This window comes from Puerhibacterium sp. TATVAM-FAB25, assembly GCF_046535855.1.
GTDB classification, from domain to species: domain Bacteria; phylum Actinomycetota; class Actinomycetes; order Actinomycetales; family Cellulomonadaceae; genus Puerhibacterium; species Puerhibacterium variabilis_A.
In genome coordinates this window covers 25005-45388 of sequence record NZ_JAXUAK010000006.1, presented here as the reverse complement: position 1 = coordinate 45388, position 20384 = coordinate 25005, and the positions used below count along the sequence as shown (strand labels likewise).

Annotated in this window: 23 protein-coding genes; 2 read left to right on the top strand and 21 right to left on the bottom strand. The window is 75.5% G+C overall.

The features are described 5' to 3' along the window. Nucleotides 1-12: 12 nt before the first annotated feature. The gene (gene dxr / locus U5M74_RS07760) at nucleotides 13-1185 is read right to left on the bottom strand and encodes a 1-deoxy-D-xylulose-5-phosphate reductoisomerase (protein WP_410907765.1); all 1173 of its coding nucleotides are present in this window, start codon (nucleotides 1183-1185) and stop codon (nucleotides 13-15) included. A 183-nt stretch (nucleotides 1186-1368) separates the two neighbouring features. Here dxr and U5M74_RS07755 point away from each other — a divergent pair, with 183 nt between their 5' ends. Then, entirely contained in the window at nucleotides 1369-1908 is a 540-nt protein-coding gene (locus U5M74_RS07755) for a hypothetical protein (RefSeq protein WP_410907763.1), read from the top strand. A 31-nt stretch (nucleotides 1909-1939) separates the two neighbouring features. Here U5M74_RS07755 and U5M74_RS07750 read toward each other — a convergent pair whose 3' ends face one another. The 7 genes from U5M74_RS07750 to rpsB all read right to left on the bottom strand — a co-directional run bounded on the left by U5M74_RS07750 (nucleotide 1940) and on the right by rpsB (nucleotide 7986). Then, the gene (locus U5M74_RS07750) at nucleotides 1940-2494 is read right to left on the bottom strand and encodes a DivIVA domain-containing protein (protein WP_410907761.1); all 555 of its coding nucleotides are present in this window, start codon (nucleotides 2492-2494) and stop codon (nucleotides 1940-1942) included. After that, complete coding sequence (gene rlmN, locus U5M74_RS07745; protein ID WP_410907759.1) at nucleotides 2491-3690, bottom strand: 23S rRNA (adenine(2503)-C(2))-methyltransferase RlmN; 1200 nt, start codon at nucleotides 3688-3690, stop codon at nucleotides 2491-2493. Before rlmN ends, U5M74_RS07750 begins: the two co-directional genes overlap by 4 nt. A gap of 11 nt (nucleotides 3691-3701) precedes the next feature. Then, a complete protein-coding gene (locus tag U5M74_RS07740) occupies nucleotides 3702-4574 on the bottom strand; it encodes a phosphatidate cytidylyltransferase (protein WP_410907757.1) in 873 nt (290 codons plus the stop codon). After that, the gene (gene frr / locus U5M74_RS07735) at nucleotides 4574-5131 is read right to left on the bottom strand and encodes a ribosome recycling factor (RefSeq protein ID WP_410907755.1); all 558 of its coding nucleotides are present in this window, start codon (nucleotides 5129-5131) and stop codon (nucleotides 4574-4576) included. The genes U5M74_RS07740 and frr overlap by 1 nt, the downstream gene beginning before the upstream one ends. Before the next feature lie 76 nt (nucleotides 5132-5207). Then, on the bottom strand, nucleotides 5208-5954 hold the full coding sequence (gene pyrH / locus U5M74_RS07730; RefSeq protein ID WP_410907753.1) for a UMP kinase: 747 nt from the start codon (nucleotides 5952-5954) through the stop codon (nucleotides 5208-5210). 135 nt (nucleotides 5955-6089) lie between these two features. Then, complete coding sequence (gene tsf, locus U5M74_RS07725) at nucleotides 6090-6929, bottom strand: translation elongation factor Ts (protein WP_410907751.1); 840 nt, start codon at nucleotides 6927-6929, stop codon at nucleotides 6090-6092. 109 nt (nucleotides 6930-7038) lie between these two features. Continuing rightward, entirely contained in the window at nucleotides 7039-7986 is a 948-nt protein-coding gene (rpsB, locus tag U5M74_RS07720; protein ID WP_410907749.1) for a 30S ribosomal protein S2, read from the bottom strand. A gap of 649 nt (nucleotides 7987-8635) precedes the next feature. On the opposite strand from rpsB, the gene U5M74_RS07715 reads away from it, so the two are divergent. Continuing rightward, complete coding sequence (locus U5M74_RS07715; RefSeq protein WP_410907747.1) at nucleotides 8636-9352, top strand: murein hydrolase activator EnvC family protein; 717 nt, start codon at nucleotides 8636-8638, stop codon at nucleotides 9350-9352. 56 nt (nucleotides 9353-9408) lie between these two features. Here U5M74_RS07715 and U5M74_RS07710 read toward each other — a convergent pair whose 3' ends face one another. The 13 genes from U5M74_RS07710 to ffh form a co-directional block, all read right to left on the bottom strand. Continuing rightward, nucleotides 9409-10365 carry a tyrosine-type recombinase/integrase gene (locus U5M74_RS07710; protein ID WP_410907745.1) on the bottom strand — a complete coding sequence of 319 codons (957 nt, stop codon included), beginning with the start codon at nucleotides 10363-10365 and terminating at the stop codon, nucleotides 9409-9411. Nucleotides 10366-10401: 36 nt separating this feature from the next. After that, nucleotides 10402-11658, bottom strand: coding sequence for a DNA-processing protein DprA (dprA, locus tag U5M74_RS07705; protein WP_410907743.1), 1257 nt, complete (start codon nucleotides 11656-11658; stop codon nucleotides 10402-10404). Beyond that, a complete protein-coding gene (locus tag U5M74_RS07700; RefSeq protein WP_410907741.1) occupies nucleotides 11655-13184 on the bottom strand; it encodes a YifB family Mg chelatase-like AAA ATPase in 1530 nt (509 codons plus the stop codon). The genes dprA and U5M74_RS07700 overlap by 4 nt, the downstream gene beginning before the upstream one ends. After that, complete coding sequence (locus U5M74_RS07695; RefSeq protein WP_410907739.1) at nucleotides 13185-13553, bottom strand: YraN family protein; 369 nt, start codon at nucleotides 13551-13553, stop codon at nucleotides 13185-13187. 167 nt (nucleotides 13554-13720) lie between these two features. Further along, nucleotides 13721-14020, bottom strand: coding sequence for a DUF2469 domain-containing protein (locus U5M74_RS07690; RefSeq protein WP_069983591.1), 300 nt, complete (start codon nucleotides 14018-14020; stop codon nucleotides 13721-13723). Beyond that, nucleotides 14017-14970 (bottom strand): ribonuclease HII, encoded by a 954-nt coding sequence (locus tag U5M74_RS07685; protein ID WP_410907737.1) that lies wholly within the window; start codon nucleotides 14968-14970, stop codon nucleotides 14017-14019. Before U5M74_RS07685 ends, U5M74_RS07690 begins: the two co-directional genes overlap by 4 nt. Beyond that, the gene (gene lepB, locus U5M74_RS07680; protein WP_410907735.1) at nucleotides 14967-15620 is read right to left on the bottom strand and encodes a signal peptidase I; all 654 of its coding nucleotides are present in this window, start codon (nucleotides 15618-15620) and stop codon (nucleotides 14967-14969) included. The genes U5M74_RS07685 and lepB overlap by 4 nt, the downstream gene beginning before the upstream one ends. A 225-nt stretch (nucleotides 15621-15845) precedes the next feature. Further along, nucleotides 15846-16193 (bottom strand): 50S ribosomal protein L19, encoded by a 348-nt coding sequence (rplS, locus tag U5M74_RS07675; protein ID WP_410907733.1) that lies wholly within the window; start codon nucleotides 16191-16193, stop codon nucleotides 15846-15848. 166 nt (nucleotides 16194-16359) lie between these two features. Beyond that, nucleotides 16360-17187, bottom strand: coding sequence for a tRNA (guanosine(37)-N1)-methyltransferase TrmD (trmD, locus tag U5M74_RS07670; protein ID WP_410907731.1), 828 nt, complete (start codon nucleotides 17185-17187; stop codon nucleotides 16360-16362). A gap of 1 nt (nucleotide 17188) precedes the next feature. Beyond that, nucleotides 17189-17809 carry a ribosome maturation factor RimM gene (rimM, locus tag U5M74_RS07665; RefSeq protein ID WP_410907729.1) on the bottom strand — a complete coding sequence of 207 codons (621 nt, stop codon included), beginning with the start codon at nucleotides 17807-17809 and terminating at the stop codon, nucleotides 17189-17191. 96 nt (nucleotides 17810-17905) lie between these two features. Then, nucleotides 17906-18145: an RNA-binding protein gene (locus U5M74_RS07660; RefSeq protein ID WP_069983594.1), complete on the bottom strand. Its 240-nt coding sequence runs from the start codon at nucleotides 18143-18145 to the stop codon at nucleotides 17906-17908. Continuing rightward, nucleotides 18145-18567: a 30S ribosomal protein S16 gene (rpsP, locus tag U5M74_RS07655; protein ID WP_069983595.1), complete on the bottom strand. Its 423-nt coding sequence runs from the start codon at nucleotides 18565-18567 to the stop codon at nucleotides 18145-18147. Before rpsP ends, U5M74_RS07660 begins: the two co-directional genes overlap by 1 nt. Before the next feature lie 195 nt (nucleotides 18568-18762). Beyond that, the gene (gene ffh / locus U5M74_RS07650) at nucleotides 18763-20373 is read right to left on the bottom strand and encodes a signal recognition particle protein (RefSeq protein WP_410907726.1); all 1611 of its coding nucleotides are present in this window, start codon (nucleotides 20371-20373) and stop codon (nucleotides 18763-18765) included. Nucleotides 20374-20384 lie beyond the last annotated feature (11 nt).

The following is a 20384-nucleotide window of genomic DNA, read 5'->3' as shown; positions in this document are numbered from 1 at the left end:
GCGGGCGGGGCGCTAGCGCCGGGCGAGCAGCTCGTCGGCGCGGGCGCGCGCCCAGGCCTCGGCCGCGTCGACGTCGTCCAGCGTCACGGCGGCGACCGCCACGCCGTCGTGCTCGCCGAGCACGCGCTCCACGGTCTCGACGATGTCGGTGAAGCCGATGCGGCCGGTCAGGAACGCCGCGACGCCCTGCTCGTTGGCGGCGTTGTATACGGCGGGGTGGGTGGCCGAGGCGGCGGCCGCCGCACGGGCGAGGCGCACCGCGGGGAACGTCCGCTCGTCGAGCGGCTCGAACGTCCACTCCGTGGCCCGCGACCAGTCGCACGGCGTCGCCACCGGGTCGAGCCGGTCCGGCCACGACAGCCCGAGCGCGATCGGCAGGCGCATGTCGGGCGGCGAGGCCTGGGCGATGGTGGAGCCGTCCACGAACTCGACCATCGAGTGGACCACCGACTGGGGGTGCACGACCACGGTGATGTCGTCGACCGGCACGTCGAACAGCAGGTGCGCCTCGATGAGCTCCAGTCCCTTGTTCATCATCGACGCGGAGTTGACCGTCACCACGGGCCCCATCGCCCACGTGGGGTGCGCGAGCGCCTGCTCGGGCGTCACGGCCTTGATCTCGTCGCGCGTGCGGCCGCGGAACGGGCCGCCGCTGGCGGTGAGGACCAGGCGCCGCACCTCGGACCGGGCCCCGCCCCGCAGGGACTGGGCGATGGCGGAGTGCTCGGAGTCGACCGGCACGATCTGCCCCTCGTGGCGCACCGCGGCCTTGACCAGCGCCCCGCCGACGACGAGGGACTCCTTGTTGGCCAGCGCCAGGGTCGACCCGGCCGCCAGCGCGGCGAGCGTGGGGCGCAGCCCGACGGAGCCGGTGATGCCGTTGAGCACGACGTCGCTGCCCCGACCGGCCAGCTCGGTGGCGGCGTCGGGCCCGGCGAGCACCTCGACGTCGCCGGCGCCGGCCGCGGCGAGCGCGGCGCGCAAGGCGTCGGCGCGGGCGGCGTCGGCCACCCCCACCGCCGCGACCGCGAGACGCGCCGCCTGCTCGGCGAGCAGGCCGACGTCGCCGCCCCCGGCGCTGATCGCCTCGACCCGGAACCGGTCCGGGTGCGCGGCGACCACGTCGATCGCCTGCGTGCCGATGGAGCCGGTGGACCCGAGGAGCATGACGGTGCGCTGCGACATGGCGCCATCCTCCCAGGCCATGCACGCCCCGGCGGCACCGCCGGCCCGGCGGGCGCCGACGTGTGACCCGGGTTACTTTCGGACGCATGCGCACCGGGACCCACCGCCGCACCGCACTGCTCGTCGGCCTCGCCGCCGTGGCCGGGACCGTGGGCGCAGGGCTCGGGCACCTGCTCCGTGCGGGTGTGCGTCGCCGACACCACGCGGTGCGAGTACGCGCCGGTGTGGGACGTGGGCCCGTGGAACACGACCGACGACTACTGGAGCGCCACCCGCCACGGATTCACCGACCTGCCCCGCGGGGTGCCGCAGGCGCAGGCCGCGTCCCGGTCCGGGCACCGCGAGGGGCGCGACCAGTACGGCCGCGAGGTGACGAACCCGGCCGGGATCGACCTGGCCGACGGCACGTTCTGGGACGGGCTCGGCCTGCGGTCCAACGCCTGGGTCGACGTGACGTTCCTGTGGCAGGGCGAGGCGGCGACCGGCGTCGTCCACCCCGGCGGCACGCCGGTGAACGTGCGCACGGGGCCCGGCACGGGCTACCCGCGCACCGGCCTGGCGGCCGAGCGCGCGCGCGTGCCGGTGCTGTGCACGGTGCGCGGCCAGACGGTCTCCGGCCCGCTGGGCACCACGGACCTGTGGAACAAGATCGGCCCGGACAACTTCGTCTCGGACGCCTACCTGCGCACGGGCACCGGGGAGCCGGTGGCGCCGCCCTGCTGAGCGGGGCCGCGGCGAGCGGCGCCGCGGGGTGTCACTCGACGCCGAGCAGCACCTCGACCGCGCGGGCGAAGAAGGCGTCCACGGGCGCCTCGGCGTAGCCGTCGGCGCCCCGGGCGCGGCCGAAGGTCGCCGCGCGCAGCTCGGCCGCGGTCAGCGGCTCCTGGCGGTCGAAGTAGCCGACCAGCCGCTCGCACAGGGCGTCGACGTCGTCCTTGTCGTAGCCGGCCTGGCCGCGCGGGGCGGGGGCGAACTTCTCCCCGTCGGGCCGGCCGAGGCGGCCGTAGAGGGTGCGGGCGCGCTCGGCCAGGGCGGTCATCCAGGACTCCTGGCCGTGCTGGCCCACGAACTCCTGACGCTGGCGGGCGACGAACGCGGCCTCGAGGCGGTCCAGCGCGGCGTCGACCTCGTGCGTGTCGTAGCCGCCGCGGACCAGCTCGAACGTCGCGGTCTGGATGTCGCCGCTCGTCATCGGCTCGGCCGAGCGGCCCTCGTAGGCCTGGCGGGCGTGGTCGAAGAACTCGTCGACCTCGTCCCGGTCGTAGCCGGTCCGGAACCTCGACACCGTGCCGAACAGCGCGCTGCTCACTCGTCCTCCTCCTCGGCGGCCAGCTGCCCGCACGCACCGTCGATGTCCGACCCGCGGGTGTCCCGGATCGTCGTCGGGATGCCGTGCGCGCGCAATCGTGCCACGAACTCCGCCTCGACGGCACGCTCGCTCGCCGTCCAGATCGACCCCGGCGTCGGGTTGAGCGGGATCGGGTTGACGTGCACCCAGCCCTTGCCGCGCGCGTTGAGCTTCTCGCCGAGCAGGTCGGCGCGCCACGCGTGGTCGTTCATGTCCTTGATGAGCGCGTACTCGATCGACACGCGCCGGCCGGTGACCTCGAAGTAGCGGCGGGCCGCGTCCAGCGCCTCGTCCACGCTCCAACGGGTGTTGATCGGCACCAGCTCGCTGCGCAGGTCGTCGTCGGGCGCGTGCAGGCTCAGCGCCAGGGTGACCGGGATGCCCTCCTTGGTGAGCTTCTCGATCGCCGGCACCAGGCCCACCGTGGAGACGGTGATGTTGCGCGCGGACATGCCCAGGCCCTCGGGCTGCGGGGCGACGAGGGTGCGCACGGTCTCGATCACGGCCTTGTAGTTCGCCAGCGGCTCGCCCATGCCCATGAACACGAGGTTGTTGAGGCGGGTCGGCCCACCGGGGATCTCGCCCTGGGCGAGCGAGCGCATGGCCGCGCGCACCTGCTCGACGATCTCCGCCGTCGACAGGTTGCGCGTCAGGCCGAGCTGGCCGGTGGCGCAGAACGGGCACGCCATGCCGCAGCCGGCCTGGCTGGAGACGCACAGCGTGGTGCGGTTCGGGTAGCGCATGAGCACCGACTCGACCTTGGCGTCGTCGAACAGGTGCCACAGCGTCTTGACCGTCGTGCCGCCGTCGGCCTCGAGCCGGCGGGTGGGCCGGATCAGCTCCGGGAACATCGTGCGGGCCACCTCGTCGCGCGTGGCGGCGGGCAGGTCCGTCATCTCCGCCGGGTCGGAGGTGAAGTGCGTGAAGTAGTGCGTCGCGAGCTGCTTGGCCCGGAACGGCTTCTCCCCCATCGCCTCGACCGACGCCGCGCGCTCGGCCGGCGTGAGGTCGGCGAAGTGGCGCGGCGGCTTGCCCCGCCGGCGCGGCGCCATCTGCAGCGGCACCGGCTTGGTCTCGTCCGACGGGCGGACGGACGGGACGCCGAGGTCCGTCGGGCGCGGCGCGGCGGTCGTGGGCGCGGCGGTTCGAGTGGCCATGAGAGGTTTCCTTACGCGGCCACCGACAGCACGAGGTAGACGAACGGGGCGGTGGCCAGCAGCGAGTCGATTCGGTCCAGCACGCCCCCGTGGCCCGGGAGCAACGAACCCATGTCCTTCAATTCTAGGTCCCGCTTGATGAGCGACTCGGCCAGGTCCCCCAGGGTCGCGGTGATGGCGACCATCACACCCAGGGCCACGCCGAGCCACGGCGAGGCGCCCAGGCCCCACACGGCCCCGGCGACGCCGACCCCGACCGCGAGGGCGACCGAGCCGGCGAAGCCCTCCCAGCTCTTCTTGGGGCTGACGGTCCGGGCCAGCGGGTGGCGCCCGAACAGCACGCCGGCGATGTAGCCGCCGGTGTCGTTCGCCACGGCGAGCAGCACGAACAGCACGACGCGCGCGGGACCGTCGGCCTGGCCGAGAAGCAGGACGACGAACCCGGCCATGAACGGGACGTAGGTGGCGGCGAAGACGCCGGCGGTCGCGTCGCGCAGCGCCTGCGGCCCCGGCCCGTCCAGCAGCCGCCAGACGACGACGGCAGCCACAGTGAGCACGTAGGCGAGCAGCAGCCCCTCGGCGCCGCCGGTGAACGCGGACACCGCCATGCCGGCGCCGCCGACGAGCAGCGGCCAGTACGGCAGGCGGACCTGCGCGCGGGCGAACGCCTGACGCAGCTCCCACAGGCCCGCCCCGACCGCCAGGACGACGAGCGCCACGAACGGCTCGGGGCGGAACCACAGGGAGAGCCCGAAGGCGACGAGCAGCGCGACGCCGGAGGCGATCGCGGCGGGCAGGTTGCGGCCCGCCCGAGAGGCCCGGGACGGCAGGGGCGCCGGGGGCTCCGCGCCCCCTGCCGCCGGGTCGATCGGTGCGGCCTCCATCAGACCTCGAGCAGCTCGCTCTCCTTGCCGGCGAGCAGCTGGTCCACCTGCTCCACGTGCTTGCGGGTGAGGGCCTCGAGCTCCTTCTCCGCGCGCGCGACCTCGTCCTCGCCGGCCTCGCCGTCCTTGACGATGCGGTCCAGCGCCTCCTTCGCCCGGCGGCGGATGTTGCGCACGGTCACGCGCGCCTCCTCCGCCTTGGTCTTGGCGAGCTTGACGTAGTCGCGGCGGCGCTCCTCGGTCAGGGCCGGCAGCACCAGGCGGATGACGTTGCCGTCGTTGGACGGGTTGACGCCCAGGTCCGACTCGCGCAGCGCCTTCTCGATGACCGCCATCGCGCTCTTGTCGAAGGGCGAGACGAGCACGGTGCGCGCCTCGGGGATGTTGAAGGACGCGAGCTGCTGCAGCGGCGTCGGCGCGCCGTAGTAGTCCACGGTGATCTTGTGGAACATGCCGGCGTTCGCGCGGCCGGTGCGGATCCCCGCGAAGTCCTCCTTGGCGACCTCGATCGCCTTGTCCATCTTCTCCTCGGCCTCGAGGAGCGTCTCGTCGATCACCGGTGTCTCCTAAGTCAGATGTCGTACTTCGATGGCGTGCTGGATGGCGTGCCGGGTGTGCCGGCCGTGCGGGGCGTCACCGCGCCGTGACGAGCGTGCCAATCTTCTCGCCCACCAGCGCGCGAGTCACGTTGCCGTCGCCCTCCAGGCCGAACACGCGCATCGTCACGTCGTTGTCGCGGCACAGGCTCAGGGCCGTGGCGTCCATGACCTCGAGGTTCTGCACGAGGGCGTCCGTGTAGGTGAGGTGCTCCAGCCGCTCGGCGTCCGGGTTGGTGCGCGGGTCGGCGGTGTACACGCCGTCGACGCCGTTCTTGCCCATGAGCACCTCGTCGCAGTGCGTCTCCAGGGCGCGCTGCACCGACGTGGTGTCGGTGGAGAAGTACGGCATGCCGGCCCCGGCGCCGAAGATCACGACGCGGCCCTTCTCCAGGTGCCGGATCGCGCGCAGCGGGATGTAGGGCTCGGCGACCTGGCCCATCGTGATGGCGGTCTGCACGCGGGTCGTGATGCCGTCCTGCTCCAGGAAGTCCTGCAGGGCGAGGCAGTTCATCACGGTGCCCAGCATGCCCATGTAGTCCGCGCGAGCACGGTCCAGGCCGGCGCGCGACAGCTCGGCGCCGCGGAAGAAGTTGCCGCCGCCGACGACGATCGCGACCTGCACGCCCTGGCGGACGGCGTCGCCGATCTCGGCGGCGATGCGGCGCACGATGTCGGTGGCCAGGCCGACTTTCCCGCCGCCGAACGCCTCGCCGGAGAGCTTGAGCAGGACGCGCCGCGCACCGTCGGCCGTCGTCGTGGAGATCTCGTGCGTCGCGGTCATCGGCCACCGTCCTGTCGCTCGGTCGTGCTGGGTCGTGCTGGTTGCTGCGGGTGCACCCGCGACCCCGACGGGGTCCGGATGCGCGAGCGGCCCGGCCTCACCGCTGCGGGGTGAGGCCGGGCCACCCGGCGTGGCTCAGTTGCCGACGCGGAAGCGGACGAACTCCGTGAGGGAGCCGCCGGCGTTCTCGACGTGCTTGCCGACCGTGACCTTGGGGTCCTTGGCCAGCGGCTGGTCGACGAGGACGGCCTCCTTGAAGAAGCCGTTGAGGCGACCCTCGATGATCTTCGGCAGCGCGGCCTCCGGCTTGCCCTCGTTGCGCGAGGTCTGCTCGGCGATGTCGCGCTCCTTGGCGACGACGTCCGCCGGGACGTCCTCGCGGGTGAGGTACTTCGGCGCCATGGCCGCGACGTGCTGCGCGACGTCCTTGGCGACGGCCTCGCCGGCCTCGTCGGTGACGACGAGGACGCCGATCGACGGCGGGAGGTCCTTGGCCGTGCGGTGCAGGTACGTGGTGACCTTCGGGCCCTCCACGCGGGCGACGCGGCGCAGGACGATCTTCTCGCCCATGGTCGCGCCCTGGCTGGCGACGAGGTCGGCCACGGTCTGGCCGTCGGCGTCCGCGGCGAGCGCGGCGTCGAGGTCGGCGGCACCGGCCTTGGCCACGGCGGCCAGGACGTTGTCGGCCAGCGTGATGAACTTCTCGTTCTTCGCCACGAAGTCGGTCTCGGAGTTGAGCTCGATGATCGTGGCGGCCTGGCCCGAGGCGGTGTCCTCGACCTTGACGGCGACGAGGCCCTCGGAGGTCGCGTTGCCCTCGCGCTTGGCGGCGCGGGCGAGGCCCTTGACGCGGATGATCTCGATGGCCTTCTCGGCGTCGCCGTTGGCCTCGTCGAGCGCCTTCTTGACGTCGAGCATGCCGGCGCCGGTGCGCTCGCGCAGAGCCTTGATGTCAGCGGCGGTGTAGTTCGCCATGGTGGGGGTTCCTCCGTGCTGGTGGGTCCGGCGGCGCGCCGTGCGCGGCGCCGGGAGGGTTCGGGTGGGCGGCGGGCCGGGGGTCGTGCGACCCCCGGCCCGCGTCACCTCACTCGGACTTCGGCTCGGCGACGCCGGCGACGTCCGCGGCCGGGGCGGCGTCGTCGCCCGGGGTCACGGCCGTGTCGCCGGAAGCACCCTCGGCCGGCGCCATGTTGCCCTCCGGCGCCTCGGTGCCCTCGGCGGCCGGGGTGGCCGTCGGCTCCGTCTGCGCGGTGGTGGCGGCCTCGGCGCCCGCGAGGAGCTCGCGCTCCCACTCGGCCAGCGGCTCGGCCTCGGCCGTGGCCTCGGCGCCCGTGCGGCCGGAGTGGCGCTGCAGCAGGCCCTCGGCGGCGGCGTCGGCGATCACGCGGGTGAGCAGCGTGACGGAGCGGATCGCGTCGTCGTTGCCCGGGATCGCGTAGTCGACCTGGTCGGGGTCGCAATTGGTGTCGAGGATCGCCACGACGGGGATGCCCAGCTTGCGGGCCTCGTCGACGGCGAGGTGCTCCTTGTTGGTGTCGACGATCCACACCGCGGACGGCACCTTGGCCATGTCGCGGATGCCGCCGAGCGTGCGCGAGAGCTTGTCCTTCTCGCGGCGCAGCACCAGGAGCTCCTTCTTCGTGAGGCCGGAGCCGGCCACGTCGTCGAAGTTGATCTCCTCGAGCTCCTTGAGGCGCTGGAGGCGCTTGTGCACGGTGGTGAAGTTCGTGAGCATGCCGCCCAGCCAGCGGTGGTTCACGTAGGGCATGCCGACGCGGGACGCCTGCTCGGCGACCGGCTCCTGCGCCTGCTTCTTGGTGCCGACGAAGAGGATCGACCCACCGTGGGCGACCGTCTCCTTGACGAACTCGTAGGCGCGGTCGATGTACGACAGCGACTGCTGGAGGTCGACGATGTAGATGCCGTTGCGCTCCGTGAAGATGAACCGCTTCATCTTCGGGTTCCAACGGCGGGTCTGGTGCCCGAAGTGGACACCGCTCTCGAGGAGCTGTCGCATGGTCACGACGGCCATGACTGGTCCTTTCGCCGCGCGGGCCGGGATCCTCCCGCGTCCCGCGCGCATCTGGCGGCCGCCGGGGCGGCCGCGGTGCTGGGTTGTCGGTGCGAGCCGGGCGGCCCCACCCCTGGCGCCACACCGCTCGGCACCGCTCGCGGCCGGGTCCCGAGGGACCCAGGGCGGGCGGACCGCTGCCGAGGCGGTCGCTCCCCGCGCGCCGGCGGGTGCCGGGGCGCGGAGCGCGTCGTGACGCGCGAAGTCGACCGGCGCGTGCCCCGCGTCCCGGCGCTCCGGCTCCGGGCTCGCGGACGAGCCGGGGTGCGGGGTTCCGGGGAGCGAGGGGTGGACGTACCGATCGCGACAGCGAGTCTACCCGACGCGGCCGGCCCTGCGGGCCGTGTCGCGTCCGGCTCGCGGGGCGGCCGCGCCGTCACGGTGCACGTCACGGCGCAGGCCGGGTGCGGGTGCCGGCGCTCGTCGGGCAGGCGGGGCGGTGCCCGTGGGGGCGGACCACGGGCCGGGGCCCGCCGCCGTCGCCGCTGCCGCGGCGCCTGGACGGCGTGGCGGGACGCGGACGCTGCCCACAGCCTGCTGGTGACGGCGGCCGTCCCCAGGCGTGCGCCTTCCGCCCCCGCGAGCCTGGCCGGGCGGTGACCGTGGCGCCATGGCCGCTCGCACCGCTCCCCCACGGACCGCACCGAGGATCCGAGGCGTCCGGCGCGCCCGGGGCTCCCGGGCCGCGTCCGGCGTCGGCGCGGGCGGTACCGCCGCCCTGCTGGTGCTCGCCGCGCTCGTCGTGCCGTCGTCGCCGGACGCCGCGCGGCCGGGGTCGCCGGACGCCGCGCCGGCGGCGGCACCGGCCGCGTGGACGACCACGGACGGGCTCGGGCCGGCCGGCCCGGTCCTGCTGGGGCTCGGCCCGGCGCGCCCGGTCCTGCTCGCACCGGGCGCGGCGGACGGTTACGTCGCCCCGGTGGCGGGCGAGGTGGCGCGCCCGTTCGACCCGCCGGCCGAGAGGTGGCTCGCCGGGCACCGCGGGGTGGACCTGCGCGCGGCGCCGGGACAGGTCGTCGGGGCGCCCGGGGCGGGTGTCGTGACGTTCGCGGGCTCGGTCGCCGGCAAGCCGACGGTGGTGGTGACCCACCGCGACGGCCTGCGCTCGAGCCTGGAGCCGGTGGCGGCGACCGTGGCGGTCGGCACGCAGGTGACCGCCGGCGACCCGGTCGGCACGCTCGCCGCCGGCCCGGGCGACAGCGCGAACCCCGACCACTGCGCACCGGCCACCTGCGTGCACTGGGGCGTGCGTCGGGGCGAGACCTACCTGGACCCCCTGGCCCTGCTGGGCCTCGCGGCGCCGATCGTTCTGCTGCCGTCGCGGTGACCCGCGCGCCGGCCCGCAGCCGTACAGCGCGGGCACCGGCCGCGGTCGGACCCCGGTCAGGCGCGCGGGAACGCCTGGGCGTAGACGGCGCGCAGCCGCTCGGCGTCCACGTGCGTGTAGCGCTGGGTGGTCGCCAGGTTGGCGTGCCCGAGCACCTCCTGCACGCTGCGCAGGTCCGAGCCGCCCTGCAGCAGGTGCGTGGCCGCGGAGTGCCGCAGATCGTGCGGCGCGACGTCGTCGACGCCCGCCTGCGCGGCGAGCCGGTGCACCGCCTCACGCACCTGCCGCTGCCCCCAGCGCCCGCCCCGGTCGCCGAGCAGGAGGGCCGGGCCGCTCGCCGCGGTCGCGATCGCCGGACGCCCCTCGGCGAGCCACGCGCCGACGGCCCGGGCGGCGGGCACGCCGAAGGGCACGACCCGTTCCTTGCCGCCCTTGCCCAGCACGCGGACGAGCCGCTCGCCCGGGTCGACGTCGTCGACGTCGACCGTCACGAGCTCCCCGACGCGGACCCCCGAGCCGTAGAGCAGCTCGGCGGCGGCCCATGCCCGCAGCGCCGCGGAGCGGGCGTCGTCCTCGGCGGCGAGGGCGTCCTCGCGCGCGGCGTCGAGCATGCGGGCGGCGGCGTCGCCCGTGAGCACGGTGGGCAGCACGCGCGACACCTTGGGGCTCGCCAGGCGCGCGGAGGGGTCGTGCGCCACCAGTCCGGTGCGGTGCGCCCAGCGCAGGAACGCGCGCGCCGCCGCTCCACGCCGGGCCAGGGTGCTGCGGGCCAGGCCGCGGTCGGCCTGCGCCGCGAGCCACGCCCGCAGCACGGGCAGCTGCAGGTCGTCCAGGCCGTGGGCGCCGTGGCGCACCGCGTGGCGCAGCAGCCCGGTGACGTCGGCGAGGTACGCGCGCCGCGTGTGGGCCGAGTGCCCCCGCTGGCTCTCGAGGTGCTGGGCGAAGCGCGCGACGGCGTCCTGCATCGCCGGCGGCAGCGGCGGCAGGTCAGAGGTCGGGTCGGTGGCGGCCATCACCGCCAGTCTCCCTCGCCCGGTGCGGGCGGCGGGTCAGGTCCGGTCGGCGCGTGTCGCACCTGCCGTCGACCGGGCCGGCCGCGCGGCACGGCGCACCCGCCGCCACACGCCGCCGTCGGGCTCCGCGAGACCGCGCAGCTCGAGCGTCCCGAGCCCGCCGAGCACGTCGGGCACGGACAGCCCGGCGGCGCGCGCCAGCGACGCCACGGACGCCGCCGCCCGGGCGGGCAGGGCGTCGAGCACCGCCCGGCCCGTCGGGTCCAGGCCGTCCGCCTCCCCCGTCGCGCCGGCGCGCTCGGGTGCGGCGTCGGCGCCGAGCGCGCCGGCGAGCTCCGCCACCTCGGCCGCGTCGGTGACGCAGGTGGCCACCTGGTCGCGCAGCAGCTGGTGGCAGCCGCCGGACGCCATCGACGTGACCGGCCCGGGCACCGCGCCGACCGGCCGCAGCAGCGCGGCAGCCCGGCGCGCCGTCGACAGCGCGCCGGAGCGCCATGCCGCCTCGACCACCACCGTGGCGCCCGTGCCGGCGGCGATGAGCCGGTTGCGGGCCAGGAAGCGCTGCTTGTACGGCGCCGACCCTGGCGGCACCTCGCTGACCACGGCGCCGCCGCCGTCCGCGACGCGCCGCAGCAGGTCCTGGTTGCCCTGCGGGTAGAACCGGTCGACGCCGCCGGCCAGCACGGCCACGGTGGGCCCGCCGGCCACCAGCGCCGCGCGGTGGGCCACGGCGTCGATCCCGTAGGCCCCGCCCGAGACCACCGTGAACCCCCGGTCGGCCAGGCCGCCGGCGATCTGCCCGGCCACGTGCTCGCCGTAGCCGGTCGACGCGCGGGCACCGACCACGGCGACGGACCGGGCGCACAGGGCCGCGAGGTCCGGCTCGCCGCGGACCCACAGGGCGAACGGGGCGGCCGCGCCCAGGTCGTCCAGCGCCCGCGGCCAGCGCCGGTCGTCGGGCACGAGCAGCGTGCCGCCGGTGCGCTCCAGCACCCGCAGCTCGCGCCGCGGGTCGAGGTTCTCCAGCCGGGGCGCCCAGCGGCCCACCGCGGCCGCCAGCGCGGCGGCGGCCGGCGTGCCCGTCACCGCCGCCGCGAGCGCCGAGGCCGCCGACGGACCGGCCGGGAGCAGGACGCCGTCGCCGGCCGCCGCCTCGGCCAGCCAGTCGAGCGCCGCCGACGCCCCCAGGTGCGCCACGAGCGCGCCGGCGACCTCGTCGCCGGGCTCGGCGAGCCGGCTCCATGCGGCGCGGGCCAGCCGGGAGTCGTGGGCGTCGAAGGCGAGCCGGCTCATGCATGCCTCCCGGTGCGCAGCGCCATCGCGAACGCGACGTCCCCGGCGGTCGGGGCCTCCCGCCCTGCCAGGTCGGCGACCGTCCAGGCGATCCGCAGGACCCGGTCGGCGCCGCGCAGGCTGAGCCGGCCCTCGTCGAGCGCCCGGTCGACGTCGGCGAGCACGCCCCGGCGGGGCCGCAGCCGCTCGCGCAGCCAGCTCCCCGGCGCCTCGGCGTTGACCGTCCACGGGGTGCCGGCGTACCGGGCGCGCGCCGCCGCCCGTGCCGCCGCGACCCGTGCCGCCACGGCCCCCGACGGCTCTCCCGCCGCGGCCGCGAAGTCGACCCGCCCCACGGGCTGCACCTCGACCTGGACGTCCACCCGGTCCAGCAGCGGTCCCGACAGCCGGCCGAAGTAGCGCCGGCGCGCCATGGGCGTGCAGGCGCAGTCGAGCCCCTTGCCGGACCCCATGCCGCAGGGGCACGGGTTGGCCGTCATGACGAGCTGGAACCGCGCCGGGAACCGGGCCGCGCCGGCCGCGCGGTGGATCACCAGCTCGCCCTGCTCCAGCGGCTGGCGCAGCGTCTCGAGCACCTTGGACTGGAACTCGGGAGCCTCGTCGAGCAGCAGGACGCCGCGGTGGGCGCGCGAGGCGGCACCCGGCCGCGGCGTGCCGGAGCCACCGCCCACCACGGACGCCGGCGTGGCCGTGTGGTGCGGGTCCTCGTACGGCGGCCGGGTGACCAGGCCGGCCGCCGGGTCGAACGTCCCCGCCAGCGAGTGCACGGCGGTCACCTCCACCGCCTCCGGCTCGGTGAGGTCGGGCAGGATGCCGGGCAGCCGCTGGGCGAGCATCGTCTTGCCCGCCCCGGGCGGCCCGGTCAGCAGCAGGTGGTGCCCGCCGGCCGCGGCCACCTCGAGCGCCACGCGCGGCACCTCCTGGCCCATGAGGTCCACGAGGTCGCCCAGGTCGCGGGCGGCCGTCGTCCCGCGCGGCCGCCGCACCGGGTCGACGTCCGGCACCCGCGGCGGCGTCCCGCCGTGCAGCGCCACCACCTCCGCCAGCGTGGTGGCGCCCCGCACGCGGGCGCCGGGCACGAGCGAGGCCTCCTCGACGTCGGCCGTCGGCACCACGACGTCGCGGAACCCGGCCGCGACCGCCGCGGCCACGGCCGGCAGCACGCCCCGGACCGGCTGCAGGCGCCCGTCCAGCCCGAGCTCGCCGAGGTGCACGACCCGGTCCAGCCCGTCGGCGGGCACCTCCCCCGCCCCGGCCAGCACCGCCACGGCGATCGAGACGTCGAACGCCGAGCCGCCCTTGGGCAGCGACGCCGGCGAGAGGTTGACGGTGATCTTGCGGTTCGGCCAGGCGATGGCGCTCGAGAGCACCGCCGCCCGCACGCGGTCGCGCGCCTCGCTCAGCGCGGTGTCCGGCAGGCCCACGAGCGCGAAGCCCGGCACCGAGTAGGCCAGCTGCGCCTGCACCTCGACGACGTGACCCGTCAGCCCGACCAGCCCCACGCCCGCCGTCGTCCCGAGGCTCACTCAGAGCACCCCCTCGAGGTGCTCCACGCGGGCGGCGCCCGCCCGCGGCAGGATCACGGCGACGACGTCGATCCGCACCTCGCGGAAGCGGCGCGGGGCGCCGGCCGCGTGCTCGTCCAGCCACTGCCCCGTCAGCCGCCGCAGCCGCGCCAGCTTGGCCGGCGTGACCGCCTGGGCCGGGTGGCCGTACCGCTCCCCGCGCCGCGTCTTGACCTCGACGGCCACGAGCGTGCGGCCGTCGAGGGCCACCACGTCGAGCTCGCCCCCGGTGCCGCGCCAGTTGCGGTCCAGCAGCTCGAAGCCCCGCTCGACCAGGTGCCGCGCGGCCACCTGCTCCCCGTACCTGCCGACGGCGTCCTTCGCCCGCATGCCGACCACCTCCGCGAGCAGCCTCGCGGGCCGTGGCGGCGGCGTCGGGCCGCGGCGGGGCCGCCTGTGGAGGGCCGGCGCACGGCGGCGGCTGTGGGCACCGTCCGGGCCGGGGCCGCCCGTGCCGGCGGGCCGGTGGGCGGGCCGGCGGGAGGGGCAGCGGCCCGCTACAGCGTGAGGTCCGCCTTGGCGAGCTCCTCGACGTTGACGTCCTTGAAGGTGACGACCCGCACGGACTTCACGAACCGCGCCGAGCGGTACACGTCCCAGACCCAGGCGTCGGCGAGGCGCAGCTCGAAGTACACCTCGCCGGCCGCGGACCGCACCTGCAGGTCCACCTGGTTGGCGAGGTAGAACCGCCGCTCGGTCTCCACCACGTACGAGAACAGGCCCACGACGTCGCGGTACTCGCGATAGAGCGCGAGCTCCATCTCGGTCTCGTAGTTCTCGAGGTCTTCGGCGCTCACGACGTCATCCTCCCACCGCCGGACCCGACGGCGGCGTCATCCGCCGCGCCCGTGGTGTCGGGCGCGACCTGCGGCGACGCAGCCGGGTCCGGCGCGAGCGCCTCGGGCGCCAGGCTCTGCGCGACGGCCGCCTCGAAGGCCTCGACCACCTCGGCCGCCGCCGCCTCGGCCGCCTCGGCCGCCGGCGCCGGGGCGGCGGTCTCGGCCGGCTCCTGCCCGCCGGAGATCGCCTTGAGGTTCCACGAGCGCCGGTGCTGCGGCGTGGTGCCGTGCCGGCGCAGCGCCTCGAGGTGCGCCGGCGCCGAGTAGCCCTTGTTCTGGTCCCAGGCGTACGTCGGGTACTGGCGCGCCAGGCGGGTCAGGAGCATGTCCCGCTCCACCTTGGCGAGCACGCTGGCGGCCGCGACCGAGGAGCACTGCAGGTCGGCCTTGACGAGCGTGCGCACCGCGGGGTCGGTCTCGGGCGCCCCGGCGACGTCGAGGTCGGCCGCCTCGAACAGGTCCACCTCGCGGCGCGACAGCCAGTCGTGCGACCCGTCGAGCAGCACGACGTCGACGTCGCCGCACACGCGGCGCACCTGGGCCAGCGCGCGGCGGCCGGCCAGGCGCAGCGCGCCGACGATGCCGTGCGCGTCGATCTCGGCCGGCCCGGCGTGCCCGACGGCCCAGGCGACGCCCCAGCGCCGCACCGCGGGCACGAGGGTCTCGCGCGCGGCGGGGGTGAGCAGCTTGGAGTCGGCCAGGCCCTGCGGCGCGGTGCGGGTCGCGGCGTCGACGACGACGACGCCGACGCTCACCGGCCCGGCGAGCGCCCCGCGGCCGACCTCGTCCATCCCGGCGACGAGGCGGGCGCCGCTGCCGAGGATGGCCCGCTCGTGGCGCAGCGTGGGCTTGCGGGGTCCGCCGGCCGCGCGCGAGCGCGGCGGGGTCGGACGGCGCGGCGTCGTCACGGCTGCGGCACCTCCTCGAAGACGTCCCCGGGGTTGCGGTGCCACGTGGCGTGGTCCAGCGGCCACACCGTGGCGAACGCGGTGCCGACCACGTTGGAGACGGGCACGAAGCCGCCGCCGGGCTTGGACGTGTTGTAGCGCGAGTCCTGAGAGTCCTGCCGGTTGTCGCCCATGACGAACAGCATGCCGTCCGGCACCGTCACGTCGAACGGGTCCTGGCTCGGCACCGAGCCGGGCTTGATGTACGTCTCGTCGACCGGCGCGCCGTTGACCTGGACGCGGCCCTCGGCGTCGCAGCAGGTGACGTGGTCCCCGGGCATGCCGACGACCCGCTTGATCAGGTGCTCGCCGGTGTCCTGCGGCAGCAGGCCGACGAACGTCAGCCCCTCGGTGACCGCGTTGCCGACCGGGCCGCGGTCGGGCGCCACGTACGGCGGGAGCCAGCCGCCCGGGTCCTTGAAGACCACGATGTCGCCGCGGTGCAGGTCCAGCGCGCGCGGGACCAGGCGCGAGACCATCACGCGGTCGCCGACCTCGAGGGTGTCCTCCATGGAGCCGCTCGGGATGTAGAAGGGCTGCACGAGCAGCGTCTTGATGAGCCAGGAGAGCACCAGCGCGCTGACGACGACGACCGCCGTCTCGCGCAGCACCCCGAGCCCTCGCCCGCGCCCCCGGCCGGCGGGCCGGTCCCGGCGGTGGGCGCTCCCCGGACGGGAGGCGGCCGAGGTGGGCGAAGTGTCAGGTTCTGTCACGGGGTCACTCTTCCACGTGGGCGCGGGCGTCGCGTAACCGTCCTGGTACGCCGACGGGCGGCCCCGGAAGGGACCGCCCGTGGACGTGGCCGCCGGCACGCCGGCGACGAGGGAGGGTCGAGCTCAGCGCTCGCGCTTCTCCTTGATCTTCGCCTTCTTGCCGCGCAGCGAGCGCAGGTAGTACAGCTTCGCGCGGCGGACGTCACCGCGGGTGACGACCTCGACCGAGTCGATCGTCGGGGCGTGGACGGGGAACGTGCGCTCCACGCCGACGCCGAAGCTGACCTTGCGGACGGTGAACGTCTCGCGGACGCCGTCGCCCTGGCGCGCGATCACGACGCCCTGGAAGGCCTGGATGCGCGAGCGGTTGCCCTCGACGACCTTGACGTTGACCTTGAGGGTGTCGCCGGCGCGGAAGTCCGGGACGTCGGAGCGCAGCGAGGCTGCGTCGACGAAGTCGAGCGTGTGCATGATGTCTCCCCGCCCTGCCACAGGTCAGGTGCAAGCTCAGGCCCGCGCGGTGCGCGGGTCGTTCGGATCGGTTCGTGGTGCGTCCGGCGCCCAGCGAGCGAGTCGTCGCTCTGGTCTCCCCTGTGGCAGAGACCCGGTGCTGGCGGCCGTCGACGCAGCCAGCGAGCTATTCTGCCACACCCCCGCGCGGCGCGTCCCCGCCCGCGTCCCCGGCAGCGTCCGCCGCGCGCACGAGCCGGCCCGCGGCGACCCGCCAGCCGAGCGCGTCGAGCAGGCGCAGGTCGTGCTTGTCGAGGGCGGCGACGTCGAGCGCCGCCAGCATGTCGGGCCGGCGCTGCGCGGTGCGCTCCAGCGCCCGGTCGCGCCGCCAGCGGTCGATCCGGGCGTGGTGACCCGACAGCAGCACGTCCGGCACCTCCAGGCCCTCCCAGGCCGGCGGCTTGGTGTACACCGGGTACTCGAGCAGCCCCGCCGCGCCGTGCGACTCCTCGACGAGCGAGGCGGGGTTGCCGACGACGCCCGGCAGCAGCCGGCCGACCGCCTCGATCATCACCAGGGCCGCGACCTCGCCGCCGTTGAGCACGTAGTCGCCGATGGACAGCTCGCTCACGCGGCGGCCCGCGGCGCGGTGGTGCTCGGCCACGCGGGCGTCGATGCCCTCGTAGCGCCCGCAGGCGATGACGAGGTGGCCCTCGCCCGCGAGGGCCTCGGCGTGGCGCTGCGTGAACACCTCGCCCGACGGCGTCGGCACCACGAGGTGGCCCTCCTCGCCGAGCACGTCGTCCAGCGCCCGGCCCCACACGTCGGGCCGCATGACCATGCCGGCGCCCCCGCCGAACGGGGTGTCGTCGACGGTGCGGTGCCGGTCGGCGGTCCAGTCGCGCAGGTCGTGCACGCGCAAGTCGAGCAGCCCCGCCTGGCGGGCCTTGCCGACCAGCGACAGGTCCAGGGCGGCGAGATAGTCCGGGAAGATCGTGACGACGTCGATGCGCACGTCAGCGCTCCCCGTCGGCGCCGCCGGCGTCGTCGGTGTCGGTGTCGCCGTCGGCGTCGGCGCCGTCGGTCCCGCCCGGCTCGGGCAGGTCGACGACGACGGCGTCGGCGTCGCGCGCCAGCAGCCCGCCGGGCGGGTCGAGCACGACGCGGCCGCCGGCCACGTCGACCACCGGCACGATCGCCCGGACGAACGGCACGAGCGTGCGCACGGTGGTGCCGTCGGGGAGCTTCTCGGCGACCAGCAGCGCGTCCTGGGCGGGCAGGTGCTCCAGCGCCACCAGCTCGCCGACGACGGTGCCGTCGGTCAGCTCGACGCGCAGGCCCTGCAGCTCGTGCGGGTACCAGGCGTCCTCCTCGTCGGAGGCGTCGGCCTCGACGACGAGCTCGACGCCGCGCAGGGCCTCGGCCGCGGTGCGGTCGGCCGCCTCGGCGAACGTCACGAGCCAGCGGTCCTGGTGCAGGCGCACCCGCGTGACCGTCAGCGGGCCCGCGGCCGGGGGCTGCGTCGCCAGCGTCGTGCCGACCGCGAGCCGCGTCTCGGGGTCGTCGGTGCGCAGGTCGAGCGCCACCTCGCCGCGCAGGCCGTGCGCGCGGCCGATCCGTGCGACCACCAGCTCCATGTCGTCTCCCTCGGGTGCGGGCCCGCTGCGCGCGGGCCGGGACGCGACGAGGCCCGGTCCTGGTGGACCGGGCCTCGTCGTACGTGCGGTGGAGCCTCAGCGCCGGTCGACGTCGACGACGTCGACCCGCACCGGCCCCTCGGTCGCCAGCGCACCGATCACGGTGCGCAGCGCCTTGGCGGTCCGGCCGCCCCGGCCGATGACTCGGCCCAGGTCGTCCGGGTGCACGCGGACCTCGAGCAGGTCACCCCGGCGCAGCGGCTTCTGCGACACCCGGACGTCGTCCGGGTTGTCGACGATGCCGCGCACCAGGTGCTCGAGGGCGTCCGCGAGCATCAGGCCTCGTCAGCCTCGGCGGGGGCGTCGGCCTCGGCCGGCGCGGCGGTCTTGGTCTGGGCGGCGTTCGCCTTGACCTTCTCGGCCTCGGCGGCGACGGCCTCGACCGCGGCGGCGGAGTCCGCCTTGGCGTCCTTGGTCCGCAGGGTGCCCTCGGCGCCCGGGAGACCCTTGAACTTCTGCCAGTCACCCGTCACCTTGAGGAGGGCGAGGACCTGCTCGGTCGGCTGCGCGCCGACGCCGAGCCAGTACTGCGCGCGCTCGGAGGTGATCTCGATGAACGAGGGCTCCTCGGTCGGGTGGTACTTGCCGATCTCCTCGATCACGCGACCGTCGCGCTTGGTGCGCGAGTCGGCGACGACGACACGGTAGTACGGGGCCCGGATCTTGCCGAGGCGCTTGAGGCGAATCTTGACGGCCACTGTTGTGGTCACTCCTGGTTCTGTGTGGGCGACCCGCGCACACCACGTCGTGGGGTCCGACGGGTGGGGCAGGTCAGGACGCGGCTTGCGCAGGTGAGAGGGGCCTGGGCACGCCGAGTACCGGGACATTGTGCCAGACCGGCGGGCCCGGCTCCAACCGGGTCTTGGAAGGGCCCGGGCGCGCCGCCGAGGGCGTCAGCGGCCGCCGAGCAGCTTGTCGAGGCCGCCGGGCAGCTGGAGGTTGGACAGGTCGACCTCCTCCTCCTGCGGCTTGCCGACGCCGAACGCCGAGCCGGCCGGCGTCGACGGCGACGCCGGGCCGCCCAGGGCGCGCTGCATCGCCTCGCGCTCCTGCTGGGCGCGCTTGGCGGGGTTGCCCGACTTGCCCTTGACCTTCTTGGACGGCGCCTGCTTGCCGCGCGACTTCTTGCCGCCGCCCATCCCGGGCATGCCCGGCATCGCCGGCATCCCGGGGGCGCCGCCGCCGCGGGCCATCTGGCGCATCATCTTCTGCGCGGCCTCGAACCGCTCCAGCAGCTGGTTGACCGCCGTGGTCGTCGAGCCCGAGCCGCGGGCGATGCGCGCGCGGCGCGAGCCGTTGATGATCTTCGGGTTGTCCCGCTCGGCCGGGGTCATCGACTTGATGATCGCCTCGATGCGGTCGACCTCGCGCTCGTCGAACTGCTCGATGGCCTCGCGCATCTGGCCCATGCCCGGCAGCATGCCGAGCATCTTCTTCATCGACCCGAGCTTCTTCATCTGCTGCATCTGCACCAGGAAGTCGGCCAGCGTGAAGTCCTGCCCCGTGGCGACCTTCTGCGCCATCTTCTCGGCCTCGGCGGCGTCGAAGGCGCGCTCGGCCTGCTCGATGAGCGTCAGCACGTCACCCATGTCGAGGATGCGCGACGCCATGCGGTCGGGGTGGAAGACCTCGAAGTCGGTGAGCTTCTCGCCCGTGGAGGCGAACATGATCGGCCGGCCGGTGATGCCGGCGACGCTGAGGGCGGCACCACCGCGGGCGTCGCCGTCGAGCTTGGACAGCACGACGCCGGTGAAGTCGACGCCCTCGAGGAACGCCTGGGCCGTGGCGACGGCGTCCTGGCCGATCATCGCGTCGATGACGAACAGCACCTCGTCCGGCTGGACGGCGGCGCGGATGTCCGCGGCCTGCTGCATGAGCAGCTGGTCGACGCCGAGGCGGCCGGCGGTGTCGACGATGACGACGTCGTGCTGCTTCTCGCGGGCGAAGGCCACGCCGTCGCGCGCCACGCTCACCGGGTCGCCGATGACGGCGTCGGTCTCGGCGCCCTGGTTGCCCGGGTGCGGCGCGAAGACCGGCACGCCCGCGCGCTCGGCGACGACGGACAGCTGGGTGACGGCGTTGGGCCGCTGCAGGTCGGCGGCGACGAGCACGGGCGTGTGCCCCTGCTCGCGCAGCGCGAGCGCCAGCTTGCCCGCCAGGGTCGTCTTGCCGGCGCCCTGGAGGCCCGCGAGCATGATCACGGTCGGCGGCGTCTTGGCCAGCTGGAGCGGCCGGGTGGCGCCGCCGAGGATCTCGACGAGCTGCTCGTTGACGATCTTGACGACCTGCTGGGCGGGGTTGAGCGCCTGCGACACCTCGGCCGACAGGGCCCGCTCGCGCACGGCGGCGGTGAACTCGCGCACGACCGGGACGGCGACGTCGGCGTCCAGCAGCGCGCGGCGGATCTCCCGCACGGTGGCGTCGATGTCCGCCTCCGACAGCCGTCCCCGACCGCGCAGGTTCTTGAAGGTCGAGGTGAGCCGGTCCGACAGGGAGTTGAACACCAGTCAGGTCC

Excerpts from the sequence above, each read along its gene's own strand:
- rimM (WP_410907729.1), bottom strand. The coding sequence starts at position 17,809 with ATGGAGCTGGTGGTCGCACGGATCGGCCGCGCGCACGGCCTGCGCGGC.
- U5M74_RS07660 (WP_069983594.1), bottom strand. The coding sequence starts at position 18,145 with ATGCTCGCGGACGCCCTCGAGCACCTGGTGCGCGGCATCGTCGACAAC.
- rlmN (WP_410907759.1), bottom strand. The coding sequence starts at position 3,690 with ATGGCCACTCGAACCGCCGCGCCCACGACCGCCGCGCCGCGCCCGACG.
- dprA (WP_410907743.1), bottom strand. The coding sequence starts at position 11,658 with ATGAGCCGGCTCGCCTTCGACGCCCACGACTCCCGGCTGGCCCGCGCC.
- U5M74_RS07710 (WP_410907745.1), bottom strand. The coding sequence starts at position 10,365 with ATGGCCGCCACCGACCCGACCTCTGACCTGCCGCCGCTGCCGCCGGCG.
- U5M74_RS07715 (WP_410907747.1), top strand. The coding sequence starts at position 8,636 with ATGGCCGCTCGCACCGCTCCCCCACGGACCGCACCGAGGATCCGAGGC.
- rplS (WP_410907733.1), bottom strand. The coding sequence starts at position 16,193 with ATGCACACGCTCGACTTCGTCGACGCAGCCTCGCTGCGCTCCGACGTC.
- pyrH (WP_410907753.1), bottom strand. The coding sequence starts at position 5,954 with ATGACCGCGACGCACGAGATCTCCACGACGACGGCCGACGGTGCGCGG.
- dxr (WP_410907765.1), bottom strand. The coding sequence starts at position 1,185 with ATGTCGCAGCGCACCGTCATGCTCCTCGGGTCCACCGGCTCCATCGGC.
- tsf (WP_410907751.1), bottom strand. The coding sequence starts at position 6,929 with ATGGCGAACTACACCGCCGCTGACATCAAGGCTCTGCGCGAGCGCACC.
- U5M74_RS07740 (WP_410907757.1), bottom strand. The coding sequence starts at position 4,574 with ATGGAGGCCGCACCGATCGACCCGGCGGCAGGGGGCGCGGAGCCCCCG.
- rpsB (WP_410907749.1), bottom strand. The coding sequence starts at position 7,986 with ATGGCCGTCGTGACCATGCGACAGCTCCTCGAGAGCGGTGTCCACTTC.
- U5M74_RS07695 (WP_410907739.1), bottom strand. The coding sequence starts at position 13,553 with ATGCGGGCGAAGGACGCCGTCGGCAGGTACGGGGAGCAGGTGGCCGCG.